The organism is Streptomyces kanasensis (genome assembly GCF_043077165.1).
Lineage (GTDB): Bacteria > Actinomycetota > Actinomycetes > Streptomycetales > Streptomycetaceae > Streptomyces > Streptomyces changanensis.
Map to the genome: position 1 here is coordinate 849132 of NZ_JBIBSF010000001.1, position 20493 is coordinate 869624.

Below are 20493 nucleotides of genomic sequence, written 5' to 3' on the forward strand. Positions count from 1 at the left end.
GGGCGGGACGCGGACGGGGCGGGCTCAGAGGCGCTCGACGATGGTGGCGACGCCCATGCCGCCGCCGACGCAGAGGGTGGCGAGGCCGTACCGCTTGTCCTGGCGCTCCAGCTCGTCGACGAGGGTGCCGAGGATCATCGCGCCGGTGGCGCCGAGGGGGTGGCCGAGGGCGATGGCGCCGCCGTTGACGTTGATCCGGTCGAGGGGCAGGCCCATGTCCCGGGCGAAGCGCAGGACGACCGCGGCGAACGCCTCGTTGATCTCGACCAGGTCGATGTCGTCGATGGTGAGGCCGGCCTTGGCGAGGGCCTTGCGGCTGGCGGGGGCGGGCCCGGTGAGCATGATGGTCGGCTCCGAGCCGGAGACGGCGGCGGAGACGATCCGGGCGCGCGGCGTCAGCCCGTACCGCTCGCCGACCTCGCGGGAGCCGACGGCGACGAGGGCCGCGCCGTCGACGATGCCGGAGGAGTTGCCCGCGTGGTGGACGTGGTCGATCCGCTCGACCCAGTGGTACTTCTGGAGGGCGACGGCGTCGAAGCCGCCCAGGTCGCCGATGTCCGCGAACGACGGCTTGAGCGCGGCCAGGCTGTCGGCGGTGGTCCCGGGGCGCAGGTGCTCGTCGTGGTCGAGGACGACGAGCCCGTTGCGGTCCTTGACGGGGACGACGGACCGGTCGAAGCGGCCCTCCTTCCACGCGGCGGCCGCGCGCTCCTGGGAGAGGGCGGCGTACTCGTCGACGTCGCGCCGGGAGAAGCCCTCGACGGTGGCGATGAGGTCGGCGCTGATGCCCTGGGGGACGAAGCGGGTGGTGTGGTTGGTCATGGGGTCGGACATCCAGGCGCCGCCGTCGGAGCCCATCGGCACGCGGGACATCGACTCCACGCCGCCGGCGAGGACGAGGTCCTCCCAGCCGGAGCGGACCTTCATGGCGGCGGTGTTGACCGCGTCGAGGCCGGAGGCGCAGTAGCGGTTCTCCTGGACGCCGGCGACGGTGTCGGGCAGACCGGCGGCGATGGCCGCGATCTTGGCGATGTCGGAGCCCTGGTCGCCGAGCGGGGAGACGACGCCGAGGACGATGTCGTCGACGGCGGCGGGGTCGAGGCCCGGGAGCCGGTCGCGCAGCTCGTGGATGAGGCCGACGACGAGGTCGATGGGCTTGGTGCCGTGCAGGGAGCCGTTGGCCTTGCCGCGGCCCCGGGGGGTGCGGATCGCTTCGTAGACGAACGCTTCGGTGGTCACAGGTCGGGCCTTTCGCGTCGCGGGGGTCGTCACATCACGGGTGGGGTGGGTCAGCCGAGCAGCGAGCGGCCGATGATCTCCTTCATGATCTCGGTCGTGCCGCCGTAGATGGTCTGGATCCGGCCGTCGGTGAAGGCGCGGGCGACCGCGTACTCGCTCATGTAGCCGTACCCGCCGTGGAGTTGCAGGCACCGGTCCGCGACCCGCTTCTGCAGCTCGGTCGCCCACCACTTGGCCATCGAGGCGTGGACGGCGTCGAGCGTCCCGTCGGTGTGGTCCTCGATGCAGCGGTCGACGAAGGAGCGGGTGACGGCGCACTCCGTGGCCATCTCGGCGATCTCGAAGCGGACGTGCTGGAGCCGGGCGAGCGGCCTGCCGAACGCCTCGCGCCCCTTGACGTACGCGCTGGTGGTCTCCAGGAGGTGCTCGGCGCCCGCCGCCGCGGCGACGGCGATGGTCAGGCGCTCCTGGGCGAGGTGCGTCATGAGGTGGACGAAGGCGCCGTCGCGCTCCCCGAGGAGGTTCTCCTTCGGTACGCGGACGTCGTGGAAGAAGAGCTCGGCGGTGTCCTGGGACTTCTGGCCGATCTTGTCGAGGTTGCGGCCGCGTTCGAAGCCGGGGGCGCCGCGCTCGACGACGAGCAGGGACAGGCCGTGCGCCCCGCCTTCGGGGGTGGTCCTGGCGACCACGACGACGAGGTCGGCGAGGATGCCGTTGGAGATGAAGGTCTTGGAGCCGTTGAGCAGGAAGTGGTCGCCGCGGTCCTCGGCGGTGGTGCGGATGCCCTGGAGGTCGGAGCCGGCGCCCGGTTCGGTCATGGCGATGGCGGTGACGGTCTCGCCGGTGCAGAAGCCGGGGAGCCAGCGGCGCTTCTGCTCGGCGGTGGCGAGCCCGGTCAGGTACGGGCCGATGATGTCGTTGTGCAGGCCGATGGCGAGGCCGGGGGCGCCGGCGCGGGCGAACTCCTCGGCGAGCACCGCGCTGTAGCGGAAGTCGGGGTTGCCGCCGCCCCCGTACTCCTCGGGCACGGCGAGCCCGAGGAGGCCCTGGCGGCCGGCGGCGCGCCAGGCGTCGCGCGCGACGACGCCGTCCTCCTCCCACCGGGCGTAGTGCGGCACGACCTCCTTGGCGAGGAAGGTGCGGACGGTGTCGCGGAACGCGTCGTGCTCGGCGCTGAAGATCCGGCGCTTCAACGGGTCCTCCTGTCGGGGCTGTCGGCGCTGCTGTCGGCGGAGTCGGGGCCGGCCGGTGCCGCGCGGGGGACGCCGGCGGCCGGTGCGGGGTGCGCGACGGCCGGGACGTCCCAGTCGCGGGCGACCTCCTCGGCGTCCGCGCCCGGCCGGGCGGGCGGGCGGCGCACGGAGGCGGGGGTCGCCGAGAACCGGGGCGCGGGCGCGGGCTGGGTGAGCCCGGCGTGCTCGGTGAACGTGCCCCGGGCGGCGAGGTGCGAGTGGGCGGGGGCCTCGCGCAGGGTCAGGACGGGGGCGACGCAGGCGTCGGTGCCCTCGAAGAGGGCCGTCCACTCGTCCCGGGTGCGGGTGCGGAACCGGGCGGCGACGGCGGCGCGCAGCCCGTCCCAGCGGGCCGGGTCGTGGCGGGCCGCCGCCGTCGTGTCGTCGAGCCCGAGGATCCGCGTGAACACGTCGTAGAAGCGCTGCTCCAGCGCCCCCACCGCCATGTGGGCGCCGTCGGCGGTCTCGTACGTGCCGTAGAAGGGGCAGCCGCCGTCGAGGAGGTTGGTGCCGCGTCGGTCCTGCCAGGCGCCGGCAGCCAGCATGGCGTGGATCATCGTGGCGAGGTGGGCGGCGCCGTCGGCTACGGCGGCGTCGACGACCTGGCCGGTGCCGCCCTCGGAGCGCGCGTGGTGCAGGGCGGCGAGGACGCCGACGACGAGGTAGAGGGAGCCGCCCGCGTAGTCGCCGACCAGGTTGGCGGGGACGGTGGGCGGCTCGTCGGGCCTGCCGAAGAGGGAGAGGGTGCCGGTGACGGCGATGTAGGAGACGTCGTGCCCGGCGCGCGCGGCGAGCGGCCCGTCCTGGCCCCAGCCGGTCATCCGGCCGTAGACGAGCCCCGGGTTGCGCGCGAGGCACTCCTCGGGGCCGACGCCGAGGCGCTCGGCCACGCCCGGCCGGTATCCCTCGATGAGGACGTCCGCGCGGGCGACGAGGTCCAGCAGGCGGGCGGGGCCGTCGGCGGCCTTGAGGTCGAGGAGGACGGAGCGCTTGTTGCGGTTGGTGAGGTCGTACGCGGGGTCGATGCCCAGCCCCGCGCCGCCCGGCCGGTCGACGCGGACGACGTCGGCCCCCAGGTCGGCCAGGAGCATCGCCGCGAACGGCCCCGGTCCGATGCCGGCCAACTCCACCACGCGCACCCCGGTGAGCGGGCCGTTCCCCGTCGTCGCCGTCATCCGGTCCCCTCGCCACGCCTCTGTGACACTACTGCTGTAACAGTGATGATGTTAAGAACGTGTTCCACCCCGCACAACCCCCCACCGCACGCCCCGCACCGGCCGCCCCGGGGCGGGTGCGGCACCCACTAGCCTCTGCCTCCTTACAGGAGCGCACCAGAGCAGCGGCGGAGGACCTGATGGACACGCGGGACGGAACGGCACGGGCGTACGACGTGGTGCTCTACGGGGCGACCGGCTTCGTGGGCGAACTGACCGCCCGCTACCTGGCGGCGCACGCGCCGGCCGGGTGCCGGTGGGCGCTGGCCGGGCGGTCGCGCGAGAAGCTGGCGCGGTTGCGCGACCGCCTCGCCGCCGACCACCCCGGCTGCGCGGAGCTGCCGCTGCTCGTGGCGGACGCCGCCGACCCCGCCGCGCTGCGGGAGCTCGCCGCGTCGGCGCGGGTCGTCGCCACGACGGTCGGCCCGTACGTCTGGTACGGCGAACCGCTCGTCGCCGCCTGCGCGGCGGAGGGGACGGACTACGTCGACCTCACGGGTGAACCCGAGTTCGTCGACCTGATGTACGTACGCCACGACGCGCGGGCCAGGGAGACGGGGGCGCGGCTGGTGCACGCGTGCGGCTTCGACTCGGTCCCGCACGACCTGGGCGTGTACCTCACCGTGCGGCAGCTGCCGCGGGGCGTGCCGCTGCGGGTCGACGGGTTCGTCCGGACCAACGCGCTCTTCTCCGGCGGCACCTTCGCCTCGGCGCTCACCGCGATGGGGCGCGGCCGGCAGATGGCGCGGGCGGCGCGGGAGCGGCGGCTGCACGAGCCCCGGCGGGTGGACCGGCGGGCCCGGGCCCCGCTGGCCGGGCCGCGGTTCAGCCGCGAGACCGGCGCGTGGGCGCTGCCGCTGCCGACGCTGGACCCGCGGGTCGTGGCGCGGTCGGCGGCGGCGCTGCCCGAGTACGGCCCGGACTTCCGGTACCGGCACTACGCGGCGGTGCGGACGCTGCCGATGGCGCTGGGCGGGGTGGCCGCCGTGGGCGCGGGCCTCGCGCTGGCGCAGGTGCCGCCGGCGCGCCGGTGGTTGATGGACCGGTACGCGCCGGGGAGCGGCCCGGACGCGGAGCGCCGGCGGCGCAGCTGGTTCCGGGTCCGTTTCGTCGGCGAGGGCGGGGGGCGCCGGGTGTGCACCGAGGTGTCGGGCGGCGACCCGGGCTACGACGAGACGGCGAAGATGCTCGCCGAGTCGGCGCTGTGCCTCGCCTTCGACGCCGGCCTGCCGCCGGTGGCGGGCCAGGTGACGACGGCCGTGGCGATGGGTGACGCGCTGCTGGAGCGGCTGCGCGCGGCGGGGATGCGGTTCAGGGTCGCGGACGCGCGCTGAGCCGGGGCGCGCGAGCCGGGGGCGCGCGGTGGCTGGGGCCGCCCGGGCACGCGCCCGCGAGCGGCAGGCGCGGGGGCGGTTGGCTGGGCCCCGGTGCCCGGGCACGCGCGCCGCGAACTGCGGGGGCGGCGGCCGGGCCGGGGGTACGCGAGCGGCGGGGACGGCGGGCGTCCGGGCGGGCGCCGCCCGGGCTCGGCGCCCGCGCGCGTCACTCCCGTACGAGGCAGAACGGGTGGCCCGCCGGGTCGGCGCAGACGGTCCAGCTCCGGTGCGGCCCGCCCGCGTCGAGGACCTCCGCGCCCAGCGCCACCGCCGCGTCGCGCGCCGCCTCCAGGTCGGTGACGCCCACGTCCAGGTGGAACTGCTGGGGCCGTCGCGGATCGGGCCACCGCGGCGGCTCGTACGGGTCGGCGCGCTGGAAGGCGAGCACCCGGCCGTCGCCGAGGTGGAGGGTCGCCCACTCCTCGTCCAGGGACCAGCGCCGGTCCGGCCGGTCGATGTCGCCGCCCAGCAGGCCCCGGTAGAAGACGGCAAGCTCCCGTGGGTCGGGGCAGTCCAGCACCACGCACTGGAGCCGGCCGATCACGCGGCGCTCCCCTGCCCCGCGGTGGCCTCCCGCAGCGCGCGGCGGCACAGCGCGTCGGCGAGCCGGGTGGTCTCCGGCAGCCGGTACCGGGGCGTCAGCGCCAGCGTGTGGGCGCAGGCGGCGTCGAGCGTGACGCGGTGTCCCACGGAGACGAAGACGGGCTTGACGCCGTCCCTGGTGCGCAGGGCCCGTCCCACCTCCTCCGCCCCGGCGAGGAGCGGCGCGGCGGAGCCCCGGCGGGGCGCCGGGTCCTCGTGGGTGAAGGTGAACGGGTTCTTCGCGACGCCCACGACCGGCAGCCCGGTGAGGACTCCGAGGTGGCTGGCGAGGCCGAAGCGGCGCGGGTGGGCCAGCCCGTAGCCGTCGCAGACGACGAGGCCCGGCCCGGCCGTGAGGGTCTCCAGGGCGGCGAGGACGGCGGGGAGCTCCCGGAAGGCGAGGAGGCCGGGGACGTACGGGAAGGAGACCCGGCCGACGGCGGTGGCCTCCTCGACGACGTCCAGCGTGCGGGCGTCCAGCACGACGGCTGCCGCGGCCACCAGGTCGCGCTCGTCGTCGTACGCCACGTCGACGCCGGTCACGAGGCCGGTGCCGGGGGCGGGCCCCGGCTCGTCCAGGACCACGCGGGCGCGCAGCGCGTCCTGGACGGCCAGGGCCTCGTCCTCGTCGGCCGGCCAGCCGGCGGGCGTTTCGATGATCGTCATAGTGCCGTCAGCCTAGCCAGCGGGTGCCGGGCCCCCGCCCCGCCCCGCGCCCCCGTCGCCCCACCCCCGCGCGCCTCACCCCGCGTGCCGGACCAGGCGCGCGACGCGGCCCTGGGCGCCCGACGCCCAGCAGCCGCCGTCCGGGGCGCAGTCCACGGTGTCGTACGAGCCGGTGTCGACGGTCCGCCAGGTCCGCCCGCCGTCCGTGGTGAGGTCCGTGCCGGTGGGGCCGACGGCGAGGGCGGCGGAGCGGCTGTGCGGCAGCCAGGCCACGGAGGAGCGGTAGGCGGGTGGGGGCGTGGTGGCCGTGCGCCACGTGCGGCCGCCGTCCCGGGTGACGGCGGCGGCGTCGGGGGACGGTTGGTCCGCGCGGTAGTCGCCGCCGACCGCGATGCCGTGGGCGCGGTCCCGGAAGGCGAGGCCGAACACGCCGCGGGCGGCGTCGCCCGCCGGTATCCCCGCCCCGGTGGCCGTCCAGGTCAGGCCCCGGTCGCCGGAGTGCAGCACCCGGCCGACGGACCCGCCGCCGGTCGCCAGCCAGACGTCGCGCGGACCGGCGCTGACGAGGCACTGGCCGCCGGCGGCGAACCCGGCCTCCCCGGGGAGCGCGGCCGGCATGCCCCCGTCCGGCAGGACCTGCCAGCTGCGCCCGCCGTCGGCGGTGGACAGGATCCGGAACCGGCCGTCGACGGGGTCGCTCATGGCGAGGCCGTGGCGCCGGTCGAAGAAGGTCACGCAGTCGTAGAAGGCGCGCGGGTCCGGGTTGCGGAAGGTCTCGGTCCAGGTGGCGCCGCCGTCGTCGGTGCGCAGGATGCGGGACGCCTCCCCCTCCCCGATCGCCAGGACCACCGCGCGGCGCCCGTCGAACGCCTCGACGTCCCGGAACTCCAGTTCGCCCGCGCCCGGTGGGGACACGTCGCGCCAGCTGCGTCCGCCGTCGGAGGTGCGCAGCACGGTGCCCGCCGAACCGGCGACCCACGCCGTGTGCCGGCTCACCGCGACCAGGCCGCGGAAGCGGGCCGTGACGCCCGTCGCCACCGGCTGCCAGCCGGGTACCGCCCCCGCCGCGCCGGCCTCCGACGCGCGCGCGGGAACGGGCCCGCGGGCGTGGGCCGCCGGACCGGCCGCCAGGGCCGTCGCGGCCACGGCCGCCCCGCACAGCACCAGTGAAACCCAGCGTCTCGTCTTCCCCATGGCTGTCATGGCGCCGGAACGTACTGCCCGCCCTCCGCCGCGTCCAGAGCGCCACCGTCCGTGACGCACCTCACAGCCGCCCGCAGTGCACGCCCCGGCGGAATCCGTCGTCCTTCCCCTGTGAAGGGCAGAGCGGGAGAGCGAGGAGGGAGCCGGACGTGTCCGCCGTGATCGAACAGGTCGTGGAAGCCCGTCTCGTCGCGTCCGCGCCCCGCATGGACGTCGTCCCCGCCGTGCTCGGCTACGCGTGCGCCGACCCGTACGCCGTGCGCATGACCTTCCCCGCCTCGGCGACGCTGGAGGGCGTGGAGGTCGTGTGGGAGTTCTCCCGCGAGCTGCTGGCCGCGGGTCTGGAGGGTCCGGCGGGAGCGGGTGACGTCCGGGTGCGGCCCCACGGGCAGGACCGGACCGTCGTGGAGTTCCACGCCTGCGAGGGCGTCGCGGTGATCCACGTGCGCACCGGCGAGCTGCGCGGCTTCCTGCGGCGGGCCCTGGAGTTGGTGCCGGCCGGTCGCGAGCACCTCCACCTGGACCTCGACGGCCACCTCGCGCAGCTCCTGCGCGACGCGTACTGAGCCGCGCGCCCGGCGGGGAAAACCCGTTGCCGCCGGGGCCGCCCCCGCCCTAGCGTTCCTCCCGGCCCCGTAGCCGTCGATCGGAGTAGGACATTGCTCGTCTGAGGTCCTGAGACACCGTGCCGCCGCACGAAGCGCGCTTGTGCGCCGTGCGTGCCGCCGTGTGCGACCTCGGCGTACGAGCCCGTCCCGCCGGCCCCGCCCCGTGCTCCCCGCGCGGGCCGGCCGGTCCGACCACCCCCGCCGCCCCCGGTCGCCACACCGGTGTCCCGCCCGTTGCCCCCACCCCTCCACGCAACCGGGAGACGCTCATGGCACACCCTTCCCCTTCCCCCGCGCTCGCCTGCTCCGCCCTGTCCTTCGCCTGGCCGGACGGCACCCCGGTGTTCGACGGGTTGAACCTGGCCGTCGGCCCGGGGCGTACGGGCCTCGTCGGCCGCAACGGCTCCGGCAAGTCGACCCTGCTGAAGCTGCTGGCGGGCGAGCTCGCCCCGGCCGGCGGCACGGTCCGCGCCGCCGGCGACGTCGGCTACCTCCCGCAGGACGCCACCCTCGACACCGGCCTGCGGGTCGACGAGGCGCTCGGCATCGCCCGCGCGCGGGCCGCCCTGCACGCCATCGAGTCGGGCGACGCGCGCGAGGAGCACTTCACGGCGGTCGGCGACGACTGGGACGTGGAGGAGCGGGCCCGCGCCACCCTCGACCAGCTGGGCCTGGACGGCATCGACCTGGACCGCACCACCGGCGAGGTGTCGGGCGGCGAGTGCGTGCTGTTGCGGCTCGCCGCCCTGCTGCTCGCCCGGCCCGCCGTCCTGCTGCTCGACGAGCCGACCAACAACCTCGACCGGTACGGGCGCCGCCGGCTCCACGCGGCCGTCGACGCCTGGCCGGGCGTCCTCGTCGTCGTCAGCCACGACCGGGAGCTGCTGGAGCGCGTCGACCGGATCGCCGAGCTCCGCGAGGGCGGGGTCGGCTGGTACGGCGGGCCCTACTCGGCGTACGAGGAGGCGGTGGCCGCCGAGCAGGAGGCGGCCGAGCGGATGGTGCGCGCCGCCGGGTCGGACGTGCGGCGGCAGCGGCGGGAGCTCGCCGAGGCGCAGGTCAGGCTCGCCAAGCGGAAGAAGTACGGGCAGAAGAGCGCCGAGAACCTGCCACCGATCGTCGCGGGGGCGCGCAAGCGGGCCGCCGAGGTGTCGGCCGGCAAGCACCGCGCCGTCCACGCCAAGCGGCTGGAGCAGGCCCGGGACCGGTTGGGCGAGGCGGAGGAGGCGGTGCGGGACGACGACGCGATCCGCGTGGAGCTGCCGTACACGGCCGTGCCGCCGGGCCGGGACGTGCTCCTGCTGCGGGACCTCGTGCTGCGCCACGGGGCGCGGCTGGACGGGGAGTTCGAGGTGCGCGGGCCCGAGCGGGTCGCCCTCGTGGGACGCAACGGCTCGGGCAAGACGACGCTGCTGCGGACCCTCGCCGGGGAGCTGGAGCCCGTGGCGGGCGAGGCGGTGGCGCGGGTTCCGCTGCGCTTCCTGCCGCAGCGGCTCGACGTCCTGGACGACGGACTGTCCGTCGTGGAGAACGTGGCGCGCTTCGCCCCGGACGCCTCGGTGAACCGGATCCGCGCGCGACTGGCCCGGTTCCTGTTCCGGGGGGCGAAGGCCGACCAGGCGGCGGGGACGCTGTCGGGCGGCGAGCGGTTCCGGGCGGCGCTCGCGGCGCTGCTGCTGGCCGAGCCGGCGCCGCAGTTGCTGCTCCTGGACGAGCCGACCAACAACCTCGACACGGCGAGCGTGCGCAGCCTCGTCGACGCGCTGGAGGCGTACGAGGGGGCGCTGGTCGTGGCGAGCCACGACGTGTCGTTCCTGGAGGCGATCGGCATCACACGGGAGGTGTCGCTGGAGCGTGTGACCTCGGCCGATGCGGGAACGTGAGGGATCGTTCCCCGGGCGGGCTTGGCGCGGGGCTTATCGCGCGCTTAACCTACGGTCTCGTAACCTACGAGTCCGTAAGTAATGATCGCTTTTCCAGGAGCCCACGTGACCCTCACCTCTCCCCACCTCGGCAGTTCGGCGGACTGGACCGATGCCCGACTGCTGTACGCGCTGGAAGAGGTCGTCGAGAAGGAACTGAACCGGCACCTCAAGGTCGTCAAGGACTGGATGCCGCACGAGTACGTGCCGTGGTCCGACGGCCGGAACTTCCCGGGCCTCTTCGAGGACGGGGAGCCGTGGGACCCGCAGCAGTCGAAGGTGACCGACGTGGGCAGGATCGCCCTGGTGGTGAACCTGCTCACCGAGGACAACCTGCCCAGCTACCACCACGAGATCGCCACGCTCTTCGGCCGGGACGGCGCCTGGGGCACCTGGGTCCACCGCTGGACGGCCGAGGAGGGCCGGCACGGCATCGTCATGCGTGACTACCTGCTCGCCTCGCGGGCCGTGGACCCGGACAAGCTGGAGCAGTTCCGGATGGCCCACATGAGCGAGGGCTTCGAGTCGGACAACCGCCACTCGATGCTGCACTCGGTGGCGTACGTCGCCTTCCAGGAACTCGCCACCCGCATCTCGCACCGCAACACCGGCCACCAGTCGGGCGACCCGGTGTGCGACCGGATGCTGGCGCGCATCGCGACCGACGAGAACCTGCACATGGTCTTCTACCGCAACCTGCTGGGCGCGGCCTTCGAGCTCGCCCCGGACCTCACCATGCAGGCGGTGCGGGACGTCGTCGTGAACTTCCGCATGCCGGGCCACGGCATGCCCGGGTTCGAGCGGGCGGCGGCGCAGATGGCGATCGGCGAGATCTACAACATGCGGATCCACCACGACGACGTGCTCCAGCCGGTGCTGCGGTTCCTGAAGGTGCTGGAGATCGACGGGCTCGGCCCCGAGGGCCTGAAGGCGCAGGAGGAGCTGGGCCTCTACATGAACGGGCTGGACGCGGAGGCGTCCAAGTTCGACGAGAAGCTGGCCGCGCGCAAGGCCCGGATGGCGGCCCGCGCCGCCGGCTGACGGCCGCGCCGCGCTCGCCCGGGGCCGGCGGTGCCGCGCGGTGGCCCCGGCGGCCGCGCGTAGGCGCCCGGCGGGCCTCGGTGGCCGGCGCGTCGCCCGACGGGCCGCGTCGCCCGACGGGCTCAGCGGCGGCCGGCGCGCCGCCGCCTGAGCGCGTACCGCTCCTGCTCGGAGAGGCCGCCCCACACGCCGAACCGCTCGTCGTGCGCGAGCGCGTACTCCAGGCACGCCTCCCGGCCCTCGCAGATGCCGCAGAGCATCTTCGCCTCGCGGGTGGAGGAACCGGGCTCCGGGAAGAACAGCTCGGGCCCGGTCTGCGCGCACAGGGCGGTCTCCTGCCAGGAGAGCTCGCCGTCCGCCGGGGCGGTGCCGGCCGGGACGGGGTGGAGGGCGGGGCGTTCTGCGGTGTCGTTGATCGGCATGCCGCACACGCTCCCCCACCGCGATAAACGAGCCGTCAACGAACGGTCAACGCCGGTGGAGGCGGGTGCTCCCCGTCAGGATGGCCCCGCGCACGGTGACGGGGCAAAGGGTTTCGGGGCGGGGCGTGTCCCCGCGCCGCGCGTTCCGCTTCCCGGCGCGTGCTCGGGTCGCGGGCCGCCGCGGGGCCTCGCCGGCGCCCCCGCGCGGGGGCCCTACGGGGTGGCGGGCGTGCGGTGCAGGACGGCGAAGCGGGCGCCGTAGGGGTCGGTGAGCAGGGCGCTGCGGCCGAGGCCGGCGAGGGCTCCGGGGCCGCGCCGGACGGTGCCGCCGAGCCGTTCGGCCAGCGCCACGGCCGCGTCCAGGTCGCCCACCTCGAAGTACGGCGTCCAGCAGGGGCCGTCGGCCCCCTCGGCCGGGTCCCCGGCGAGCGGGACGACCCCGCCGAAGGCGTCGGCGGGCGCGTCGGGTCCGCCGCCCGGCGGCTGGAGCAGCGTGTACGCCGAGCCGGGGTGCGCGGTGTGGGCCTCCATGCCGAAGACCTGGTCGTAGAAGGACAGGTCGGTGACCGGATCGGGCGTGTACAGCTCGGTCCAGGTGAGGGCGTTCGGTTCCCCGACCACGTCGAGGCCCTGGAGCGCACGGGGCTGCCACACCCCGAAGCCCGCGCCCGTCGGGTCGGTGAACAGGGCCATGCGACCCAGGTCGAGCACGTCCATCGGGTCGAGCGCCACACTGCCGCCGCCCGCACGGACGGCGGTCGCCGCGGCGTCGGCGTCCGGGGCGCGGAAATAGAGGGTCCAGGCGGAGCCGCCCTCGTGCGGGGGCGGCACGGTCATGGCGCCCGCGACGGTCCCGCCGGCGGCGGTGAACATGCCGTAGCCGCCCGCCTCGGGGCCGGCCGACGCGAAGTCCCAGCCGAACAGTTCCCGGTAGAACGCCCGCGCCCCGTCGAGGTCGGGCGTGCCGAGGTCGATCCAGACCGGGGAGCCGGGGAGGGGGCGGGGGGTGGGCATGGGTACTCCTCGGGATGCCTTCCGGTGTCCGGTGCCTGCCGTCCGGTGCCTGCGCGGTGCCTGCTCCGTCCGGGCTGCCGTCCGGTGCCTGCTGTCCGGTGTCCGTGTGGGGGCTGTTGGTCCGAGTCTGCGGCGGTCGTGGCGCCGGCGCACGCCGACCGTGGTGCTCGGGGGCCGCGCCCCGTCACCGGCCGCGGGCCGGCCCTCACTCCTTCCTGGCACGGCTCGGCTGCACCCGTTTGGGCTCCCCGGGCATCTTGGGATAGTCCGGCGGATACGGCAGGTCGCCGAGCCCGTGGTCGCGCTCGTCCCGCTCGGCCAGCTCCAACAACGCCTCCAGACCGAAGGCGTACTCCTCCATGTCGGCGTGGACGTCACCGTGGTCGGCGTACCGGACGGGCATGGTGATCAGGTCGAAGTCGCGCGGCTCGACGTCGTCGAGCTCCTCCCATCGCAGGGGGGCGGAGACCGGGGCGTGCGGTCTGGGCCGGACGGAGTAGGCGGAGGCGATGGTGCGGTCCCGGGCCGTCTGGTTGTAGTCGACGAAGATCCGCTCGCCGCGCTGCTCCTTCCACCAGGCGGTGGTGACGCGGCCGGGCATGCGGCGCTCCAGCTCGCGCCCGACGGCGATGGCGGAGCGGCGCACCCCGGTGAAGGTCCAGCGGGGCTCGATGGGGACGAAGACGTGCAGTCCGCGTCCGCCGGAGGTCTTCGGCCAGCCCCGCAGTCCGTACTCGTCGAGGAGGGCGCGCAGTTCGTGGGCGGCGCGCACGGCGTCGGCGAAGCCGGTGCCCGGCTGGGGGTCGAGGTCGATGCGCAGTTCGTCGGGGTGGTCGGTGGCGTCGCCACGGACGGGCCAGGGGTGGAAGGTGAGCGTGCCGAGGTTGGCCGCCCACAGCACGGCGGCGACCTCCGTGGGGCGGATCTCGTCGGCGGAACGGCCGCTGGGGAAGGCGATGTGGGCCGTGGAGATCCACTCGGGGAGGTTCTTGGGCGCCCGCTTCTGGAAGAAGGACTCGCCGTCGACCCCGTCCGGGAAGCGCTCCAGCGTGGTGGGGCGGTCGCGCAACGCCCGGGTGATGCCGTCGCCGACGGCGAGGAAGTAGCGGGCCACGTCCAGCTTCGTGAAACCGCGCTCCGGGAAGTACACCTTGTCCGGGTTGGACAGGCGCACCGTGCGTCCGCCCGCCTCCAGCTCCACCGCTTCTGCCATGCCGCCACGGTAGGCGGAGGGAACAGAACGCGCATATCGGGTCTGTCCGGGCGCAGAATCGTGCCATGGATCTGCCGGTGATGCCGCCTGTGAAACCGATGCTGGCCAAGAGCGTCAAGGTCATCCCGCCCGGGATGCACTACGAGGGGAAGTGGGACGGGTTCCGTGCCGTCGTCCACCGGGACGGCGACGAGGTGGTGATCGGCAGCCGGACCGGCAAGCCGCTCACCCGGTACTTCCCGGAGGTGGTGGAGGCGGTGCGGCGGCTGCTGCCCGAGCGGTGCGTCGTGGACGGCGAGCTCGTCGTCGCCCACGACGGGCGGCTGGACTTCGACCGGCTCTCCGAGCGGATCCACCCGGCGGAGTCGCGGGTGCGGACGCTCGCCGAGCGGACCCCGGCGCGGTTCGTCGCGTTCGACCTGCTGGCACTGGGCGACGCGGCCCTGCTCGACGCCCCGCTGACCGAGCGCCGCGCCGCGCTGGAAGGGGCCCTGGCGGACGTCCGGCCGCCGGTCCACGTGGCGCCCGCGACGACCGACGTCGAGGTCGCGCGGCGGTGGTTCGAGCAGTACGAGGGCGCCGGACTCGACGGGGTCGTCGCCAAGCCGCTCGACCTCCGCTACCAGCCGGACGCCCGCCTCATGTACAAGATCAAGCACGAGCGCACCGCCGACGTGGTGGTGGCCGGATACCGCTTCCACAAGAGCGGCCCGGTGGTGGGCTCGCTGCTGCTCGGGCTGCACGACGGCCGGGGCGCGCTCCAGCACGTCGGAGTGTGCGCCGCCTTCACGGCGCGGCGCCGCGCGGAGCTGGTGGAGGAGCTCGCGCCGCTGGTCATGGACCCGCCGGACGCGCACCCCTGGGCGGCCTGGGGGGAGGCCGCCGCGCACGAGAGCGCCCGGCTGCCGGGGGCGCCGAGCCGCTGGTCGGGGAAGAAGGACCTGTCGTGGGTGGCCCTGCGCCCCGAGCGGGTGTGCGAGGTGGGCTACGACCACATGGAGGGCGACCGGTTCCGCCACACGGCGCAGTTCCGCAGGTGGCGCCCGGACCGGACGCCGGAGAGCTGTGGCTACGAGCAGTTGGAGGAACCGGTCTCGTACGACCTGGACGAGGTGCTGTCCGGCCCGTGACGGAGACCGTCCCGGGCGGGGCCCGCCCGTGACCACCCTGTCGGTGGACGACCGGCCGCGGTGCGTCCTGGCGGGGCGGCGTGGGGCCGGGCGTCACCCGCCCCGGCGCTCCCCTTCGGTCCCCCGCTCGCCCCCGGTCCCCCGCTCGTCCTCGGGACCGCGGCCGCGCTCGGTGCGGGGGCCGCGGGAGCGCCACTCGGGGCGGGCCTGGAGGGTGGCGTTCGCCTGGTCGTTGGCGTCCCGGTCGGAGACGCCGTGGTTCTCCGCCTCCTTGCGGAGCCGCGCGCGGTGGATGTCGTATTTCTTGCTGCCGGGCTCGGGCATGGCGGTCACCTCCGACCAGGTCGGGTACCCCGTGGAGGGCCGCGGACACCGGGCAGCCGGGGGCCGGGAGACGGCCCCGGGGACGGACCACCGTCCCGGAGCCGTCACCATAGGGGGGTACATCCCGCACCCGGACGCCTGCCACAAGCAGGACAGCAGTAAAGGACCTCACGTGACCGTGTCGCGTCTCATCCCCGTGCCGATCCCCGACCACGTCGCCGCGCTGATCGGGTCCTGCATGCCGATGGGGGTGCTCCAGGCGGAGATCGACGCCGAGTGCGCCGCGCGGGAGGTGCGCCGTTTCCGGGGCCCCATGTGCCAGGAGGACCAGGCCGACCGGGAGCACGCCCTGGCGGCGCTGGCCCGCGCCAACAAGGTGCTGGCCGCGTACAACCCGGGCCTCGTGCTCCGCCCGGGCGGGGGCATCCGCTAGCCGCCCGCCCCGCCCGCCGGACCGCCGTCCCCTGACGGCCCCGGCGGAACCGCCGACCCGCCGGACGCCCCGTCAGCCGAACGTGCCGTCCACGTACACCCACGCCCCGCCGTCCTTCTCGAAGCGGCTGCGCTCGCGGAGCGCGCCCGGCTCGCCGGCGTGGATGTAGTGCGCGGCGAAGGTCACCGTGCCGGTCGCGTGGAAGAGCGTGCCGTCCGTCGTGTCCAGGATCTCCAGGCCCGTCCAGCGCGTCTCCGGGTCGAAGTCGACCGAGCGGGGGCGGGTGGCCGCCGCCCAGGTGCGCAGCAGGTACCCCTCGTCGCGCACCACGAAGGCGCTGTAGCGCGACCGCATCAGCCGCTCCGCCGTCGGGGCCCGCTCGGCGCCGGAGTGGAAGCGCCCGCAGCACCGGCCGTACGCGTCCGCGGATCCGCACGGGCAGGGCGCGTCCGGTCCGGGGGCCGAAGCGGGGGCCGGAGCGGCGGCACGGGCGGGGGCGGTACGGGGGCGTGGCTTGCGTCGCGACATGCGCCCATTCTGCCCGGCGCCGCCCGGGGCCCCTTTCCGGCCATTGTGCGCTGGGGGTCGCGCGGTGCTTCCGGGTCGAGGGGGGCGGCCCTATCCTCCTGCGCCGGACGTGGTACTTACCGCCGGTAAAGGGGTCGGGATGAACCGTACGGGTACGACGCGACGCACGTTCGTGGCGGGCGCCGCCGCCGTCACCGGGGCGGGGGTCGTGGGCGTGGCGCCGACCGCCCGGGCCGCCGTCCCCCGCTCCCCCGGGCCGGCTGACGTGCCGGACCGCTCCGTGGCCGTGCTGGGCGGCGGCGTCGCGGGGCTGACGGCCGCTCACGAGCTGGCCGAGCGGGGCTTCCGCGTCACCGTCTACGAGCGGCGCGCACTCGGCGGCAAGGCCCGCAGCATGGACGTGCCCGGCAGCGCCCGGGGCGGGCGCAGACCGCTCCCCGCGGAGCACGGCTTCCGCTTCATCCCGGGCATCTACCACAACCTGCCCGACACGATGCGGCGGATCCCGTTCCCCGGGAACCCGAACGGGGTCTTCGACAACCTCGTCGCGCCCGGCGAGATGATGTTCGCCCGCACCGGCCGCGAGGACCTGCGCTTCCCGATCCCCTGGCCCGGGCACCGGCCCGAACGGCTGACCCTCGACGAGCTGCGCCGCGCGCTGACCGCCCTGCTCGACACCGCCCTGCACCTGCCGCTCCACGAGACCGCCTACTTCGTCAACCGGGCGCTCGTCTTCCTCACCAGCTGCCAGGCGCGGCGTGACGAGGTGTGGGAGCGCACGCCCTGGTGGGAGTTCACCCGGGCGGCGCGGATGTCGGTCGACTACCAGCGGATCCTCGCGATCGGGGTGACCCGCAACATCGTCGCCACCAAGGCCGAGGAGGCCAGCACCCGCACCGTCGGCACGCTCGGCGAGGCGTTCGTCCTGAACGCGCTCGGCCGGGGCGCGGACGGCCCGCCCGACCGGATCCTCAACGCCCCCACCAACGAGGCGTGGATCGACCCCTGGGTGGCGCACCTGCGCGCGCTGGGCGTGGAGTTCCGTATCGGCTGGACGCTGCGCGAGATGCGGTACGGCGACGGGCGGATCACCGCCGCGCTGGTCGACGACCCGCAGGGCGGACGCCACGCGGTCACCGCCGGGCACTACGTCTGCGCGCTGCCCGTCGAGCACGCCCGCCGCACCTGGGGCCCGGCCCTGCGGGCCGCCGACCCCCAGCTGGCCCGCTGCGACCGGCTGCGCACCGACTGGATGACGGGCATCCAGTTCTATCTGACCGAGCGTCCGCCGCTGGTGCGGGGCCACGTGAACTGCATCGACTCGCCCTGGTCCTTGACGGCCATCGCCCAGGCCCACCACTGGACGGGCGGGGACTTCGCCGCGCGGTACGGCGACGGGGTGGCCGTGGACTGCCTGTCGGTGGACATCTCGGAGTGGGACCGGCCGGGGATCCTGTACGGGCGGACCGCGAAGCAGTGCACCCGGGAGCAGGTCGCGCGGGAGGTGTGGGCGCAGCTGAAGGCCGCACTGAACGACACCGGGCACCAGGCGCTCAAGGACGGTGCGCTGCACTCGTGGTTCCTGGACCCGGGCGTCGACGGGCTCGGCACCCCGCACCCCACGAACGAGGACGAACTGCTGATCCACCCCGTCGGCACGTTCCACGACCGGCCGCGGGCGGAGACCCGGGTGCCGAACCTCTACCTGGCCGGCGACTACGTCTCCGTCGACATCGACCTCGCGACGATGGAGGGCGCCAACGCGGCGGCGCGCCAGGCCGTGAACGCGCTGCTGGACCGGTCGGGCTCGGACGCGCCGCGGTGCGCGGTGCGCCCGCTGTTCCGGGCTCCGGAGATCGAGGCGCTGCGGCGGCACGACCTGTCCCGCTACCGGCTGGGCCTGCCCAACGCGCTCGACCTGGGGTGACGGCCCAGTAGCGTACGGGGCATGAGGCTGACGATTCTGGGCGGCGGCGGGTTCCGGGTGCCGCTGGTGTACCGGGCGCTGCTCGCCGACCACGGGGAGGGCCGGGTCACCCGGGTCGTCCTGCACGACGTGGACGGGGCGCGGCTCGCCGCGATCCGCAGGGTGCTGGCCGACCAGGCGGCGGGAGTGCCCGACGCGCCGGCCGTGAGCGCGACCACCGACCTGGACGAGGCGCTGCGCGGCGCGGACTTCGTGTTCTCGGCGATCCGCGTCGGCGGCCTCGCGGGGCGCGCGGCGGACGAGCGGGTGGCGCTGGCGGAGGGGGTGCTCGGGCAGGAGACGGTCGGCGCGGGCGGTGTCGCCTACGGGCTGCGGACGGTGCCGGTGGCGGTGCACGTGGCCCGCCGGGTGGCCGAGCTGGCGCCGGCCGCGTGGGTCATCAACTTCACCAATCCGGCGGGTCTGGTCACGGAGGCGATGTCGCGGGTGCTCGGCGACCGGGTCGTCGGCATCTGCGACTCGCCGGTGGGGCTGGGCCGGCGGGTGGCGCGGGTGCTCGGCGCGGACCCGGCGCGGGCGTGGGTCGACTACGTGGGCCTCAACCACCTCGGCTGGCTGCGCGGGCTGCTGGTCGACGGGCGGGACCTGCTGCCGCGGCTGCTCGCCGACGACGCGGCGCTCGGCTCGTTCGAGGAGGGCCGGCTGTTCGGCCCGGACTGGCTCCGCTCGCTCGGCGCGGTCCCCAACGAGTACCTGCACTACTACTACTTCAACCGCGAGACGGTCCGCGCCTACCGGGAGGCGGTGCGCACGCGCGGGGCGTACCTGCGCGACCAGCAGGCGGGGTTCTACGCGGCGGCCGCCCGGCCGGAGGTGCGCGCGCTCGACGCGTGGCGGCACACGCTCGCGGAGCGGGAGGCCACGTACATGGCGGCCAACCGCACGGCCGCCGGGGACGAGGCGGGGCGGGCCGAGGAGGACCTGGTGCCGGGCGGCTACGAGCAGGTGGCGCTCGCGCTGATGCGGGCGGTCGCGCGGGACGAGCGGTCCACGTTGATCCTGAACGTCCGCAACCGGTCGACGCTGTCGGTGCTGGACGCCGACGCCGTGGTCGAGGTCCCGTGCCTGGTGGACGCGAACGGCGCCCACCCGATGGCCGCGGCGCCGCTGCCGAACCACGCCGTGGGGCTGGTGGCGGCCGTGAAGGCGGTGGAACGGGAGGTGCTCGCGGCGGCGGAGAGCGGTTCGCGGCAGGCGGCGGTCAAGGCGTTCGCGCTGCATCCGCTGGTCGACTCGGTGGCGGTGGGCCGACGGCTGCTGGCCGCCTACCGGGCGGAGCACCCGGAGCTCGCGTACCTCGGCTGAGGCGCGCGGCGGGTGCGCCGGGCACGCCGCCGGGGCGCGGCGGCGCCCCCCGACGCCGCCACGGCCCACCCTCCATCACGGACACGGGGCACCGCCGGTTCACCGGGGTGCCCCGTGCCGGGGGCGGACGCCGTTCTACGGGGGCGGCGGGGCGGGTCAGGGCTTGCGGGCGACGGCGGCGTACCCCGGGATGGGGTCGTCGCCGGCCACGGGGACGGGCTCGCCGAGCTCGGGGTGCCACTCCGCGGTCAGCGAGACGCCCGGTTCGACGAGCTCCAGCCCGTCGAAGAAGCGGCCGAACTCCTCGCGGCTGCGGGGGCGCAGGGTGAGGCCGCGCCCCTGGTACACGGCGCGTGCCTTCGCGGCGCCCTCGGGGTCGAACTCGCTCGTCACGTGCGACAGGACGACGTAGCTGCCCGGGGCGAGGCGCTCGACGAGCCGGGCGAGCAGCTCGTAGGCGCCGTCCTCGTCGTCGACGAAGTGGAGCAGGGCGAGCATGGACAGGGCGATCGGCCGGGAGAAGTCGAGGACGTCGCCCGCCTGTTCCAGGATGGTGCGCGGGTCGCGGGCGTCGGCCTGGATGTAGGCGGTGGCGCCCTCGGGGGTGGAACGCAGCAGCGCCGCGGCGTGGGCGAGGACGATGGGGTCGTTGTCGCAGTAGACGATCCGCGACTCGGGCGCGACCTGCTGGGCGATCTGGTGCAGGTTGGGCTCGGTGGGTATCCCCGTGCCGATGTCGAGGTACTGGCGGACGCCGGCCGCGCCGAGCCAGCGGGTCGCCCGGTGCATGAAGGCACGGTTGACGCGGGCCATGTCGCGGCCGCGGGCGTCGATGGTGAGCAGCTGGCGGGCCATCTCCTCGTCGACGGGGTAGTTGTCCTTGCCGCCGAGGAACCAGTCGTACATCCGGGCGGGATGGGGCTTGCTGGTGTCGATCCGTACGCCGTCGGCGGGGGAGGTGCCCTCGGTGGCGGTGTCGTTCCCGGTCATCGGCTGCTCCAGGGGTCGGGTGTCGGACGTGGTCAGTGTCGGACGTGGGGACCGGACGGTGTCG

At 75.5% G+C, this 20493-nt stretch carries 20 protein-coding genes; 8 read left to right on the forward strand and 12 right to left on the reverse strand.

All coding sequences use genetic code 11. From position 1 onward, the window contains the following. Nucleotides 1-24 precede the first annotated feature (24 nt). The 3 genes from ACF053_RS03710 to ACF053_RS03720 are packed head-to-tail and all read right to left on the reverse strand — an operon-like array spanning nucleotide 25 to nucleotide 3646. Nucleotides 25-1239: an acetyl-CoA C-acetyltransferase gene (locus ACF053_RS03710; protein WP_391952294.1), complete on the reverse strand. Its 1215-nt coding sequence runs from the start codon at nucleotides 1237-1239 to the stop codon at nucleotides 25-27. A gap of 50 nt (nucleotides 1240-1289) precedes the next feature. After that, nucleotides 1290-2432, reverse strand: a complete 1143-nt coding sequence (locus ACF053_RS03715; protein ID WP_391952295.1) for an acyl-CoA dehydrogenase family protein — start codon at nucleotides 2430-2432, stop codon at nucleotides 1290-1292. Next, nucleotides 2429-3646 (reverse strand): CaiB/BaiF CoA transferase family protein, encoded by a 1218-nt coding sequence (locus tag ACF053_RS03720; RefSeq protein ID WP_391952296.1) that lies wholly within the window; start codon nucleotides 3644-3646, stop codon nucleotides 2429-2431. Before ACF053_RS03720 ends, ACF053_RS03715 begins: the two co-directional genes overlap by 4 nt. A 179-nt stretch (nucleotides 3647-3825) precedes the next feature. Here ACF053_RS03720 and ACF053_RS03725 point away from each other — a divergent pair, with 179 nt between their 5' ends. Then, nucleotides 3826-5019, forward strand: a complete 1194-nt coding sequence (locus ACF053_RS03725; protein ID WP_391952297.1) for a saccharopine dehydrogenase family protein — start codon at nucleotides 3826-3828, stop codon at nucleotides 5017-5019. 208 nt (nucleotides 5020-5227) lie between these two features. Here ACF053_RS03725 and ACF053_RS03730 read toward each other — a convergent pair whose 3' ends face one another. The 3 genes from ACF053_RS03730 to ACF053_RS03740 form a co-directional block, all read right to left on the reverse strand. Continuing rightward, nucleotides 5228-5605: a VOC family protein gene (locus tag ACF053_RS03730; protein WP_391952298.1), complete on the reverse strand. Its 378-nt coding sequence runs from the start codon at nucleotides 5603-5605 to the stop codon at nucleotides 5228-5230. After that, complete coding sequence (locus ACF053_RS03735) at nucleotides 5602-6309, reverse strand: endonuclease V (RefSeq protein ID WP_391952299.1); 708 nt, start codon at nucleotides 6307-6309, stop codon at nucleotides 5602-5604. Before ACF053_RS03735 ends, ACF053_RS03730 begins: the two co-directional genes overlap by 4 nt. Nucleotides 6310-6384: 75 nt before the next feature. Next, nucleotides 6385-7512 carry a WD40/YVTN/BNR-like repeat-containing protein gene (locus tag ACF053_RS03740; protein ID WP_391952300.1) on the reverse strand — a complete coding sequence of 376 codons (1128 nt, stop codon included), beginning with the start codon at nucleotides 7510-7512 and terminating at the stop codon, nucleotides 6385-6387. A 149-nt stretch (nucleotides 7513-7661) separates the two neighbouring features. Between ACF053_RS03740 and ACF053_RS03745 the strand changes: the two genes are divergently transcribed. The 3 genes from ACF053_RS03745 to ACF053_RS03755 all read left to right on the forward strand — a co-directional run bounded on the left by ACF053_RS03745 (nucleotide 7662) and on the right by ACF053_RS03755 (nucleotide 11083). Continuing rightward, a complete protein-coding gene (locus tag ACF053_RS03745; protein ID WP_391952301.1) occupies nucleotides 7662-8078 on the forward strand; it encodes an SsgA family sporulation/cell division regulator in 417 nt (138 codons plus the stop codon). 311 nt (nucleotides 8079-8389) lie between these two features. After that, nucleotides 8390-10003 carry an ATP-binding cassette domain-containing protein gene (locus ACF053_RS03750; RefSeq protein ID WP_391952302.1) on the forward strand — a complete coding sequence of 538 codons (1614 nt, stop codon included), beginning with the start codon at nucleotides 8390-8392 and terminating at the stop codon, nucleotides 10001-10003. A gap of 105 nt (nucleotides 10004-10108) precedes the next feature. Continuing rightward, the gene (locus tag ACF053_RS03755; protein ID WP_058941561.1) at nucleotides 10109-11083 is read left to right on the forward strand and encodes an acyl-ACP desaturase; all 975 of its coding nucleotides are present in this window, start codon (nucleotides 10109-10111) and stop codon (nucleotides 11081-11083) included. A gap of 122 nt (nucleotides 11084-11205) precedes the next feature. On the opposite strand, the gene ACF053_RS03760 is transcribed toward ACF053_RS03755, so the two are convergent. The 3 genes from ACF053_RS03760 to ligD all read right to left on the reverse strand — a co-directional run bounded on the left by ACF053_RS03760 (nucleotide 11206) and on the right by ligD (nucleotide 13732). Then, nucleotides 11206-11505 (reverse strand): WhiB family transcriptional regulator, encoded by a 300-nt coding sequence (locus tag ACF053_RS03760; RefSeq protein ID WP_391952303.1) that lies wholly within the window; start codon nucleotides 11503-11505, stop codon nucleotides 11206-11208. Nucleotides 11506-11718: 213 nt separating this feature from the next. Continuing rightward, nucleotides 11719-12519 (reverse strand): VOC family protein, encoded by an 801-nt coding sequence (locus ACF053_RS03765; protein WP_391952304.1) that lies wholly within the window; start codon nucleotides 12517-12519, stop codon nucleotides 11719-11721. Between the two features lie 205 nt (nucleotides 12520-12724). Next, a complete protein-coding gene (ligD, locus tag ACF053_RS03770) occupies nucleotides 12725-13732 on the reverse strand; it encodes a non-homologous end-joining DNA ligase (RefSeq protein WP_391952305.1) in 1008 nt (335 codons plus the stop codon). Between the two features lie 65 nt (nucleotides 13733-13797). Between ligD and ACF053_RS03775 the strand changes: the two genes are divergently transcribed. Further along, the gene (locus tag ACF053_RS03775; RefSeq protein WP_391952306.1) at nucleotides 13798-14862 is read left to right on the forward strand and encodes an ATP-dependent DNA ligase; all 1065 of its coding nucleotides are present in this window, start codon (nucleotides 13798-13800) and stop codon (nucleotides 14860-14862) included. A gap of 93 nt (nucleotides 14863-14955) precedes the next feature. On the opposite strand, the gene ACF053_RS03780 is transcribed toward ACF053_RS03775, so the two are convergent. Beyond that, entirely contained in the window at nucleotides 14956-15186 is a 231-nt protein-coding gene (locus ACF053_RS03780; protein WP_391952307.1) for a hypothetical protein, read from the reverse strand. A gap of 172 nt (nucleotides 15187-15358) precedes the next feature. On the opposite strand from ACF053_RS03780, the gene ACF053_RS03785 reads away from it, so the two are divergent. Beyond that, the gene (locus tag ACF053_RS03785; RefSeq protein WP_228973786.1) at nucleotides 15359-15619 is read left to right on the forward strand and encodes a hypothetical protein; all 261 of its coding nucleotides are present in this window, start codon (nucleotides 15359-15361) and stop codon (nucleotides 15617-15619) included. A gap of 72 nt (nucleotides 15620-15691) precedes the next feature. On the opposite strand, the gene ACF053_RS03790 is transcribed toward ACF053_RS03785, so the two are convergent. After that, the gene (locus ACF053_RS03790; protein WP_391952308.1) at nucleotides 15692-16147 is read right to left on the reverse strand and encodes a YchJ family protein; all 456 of its coding nucleotides are present in this window, start codon (nucleotides 16145-16147) and stop codon (nucleotides 15692-15694) included. Nucleotides 16148-16286: 139 nt separating this feature from the next. Here ACF053_RS03790 and ACF053_RS03795 point away from each other — a divergent pair, with 139 nt between their 5' ends. Together ACF053_RS03795 and ACF053_RS03800 are read left to right on the forward strand one after the other, a co-directional pair. Continuing rightward, nucleotides 16287-18074, forward strand: coding sequence for a hydroxysqualene dehydroxylase (locus ACF053_RS03795; protein WP_391952309.1), 1788 nt, complete (start codon nucleotides 16287-16289; stop codon nucleotides 18072-18074). A gap of 21 nt (nucleotides 18075-18095) precedes the next feature. Continuing rightward, nucleotides 18096-19439, forward strand: a complete 1344-nt coding sequence (locus ACF053_RS03800) for a 6-phospho-beta-glucosidase (protein ID WP_391952310.1) — start codon at nucleotides 18096-18098, stop codon at nucleotides 19437-19439. Between the two features lie 156 nt (nucleotides 19440-19595). On the opposite strand, the gene ACF053_RS03805 is transcribed toward ACF053_RS03800, so the two are convergent. Continuing rightward, entirely contained in the window at nucleotides 19596-20429 is an 834-nt protein-coding gene (locus ACF053_RS03805; protein WP_391952311.1) for an SAM-dependent methyltransferase, read from the reverse strand. Nucleotides 20430-20493 lie beyond the last annotated feature (64 nt).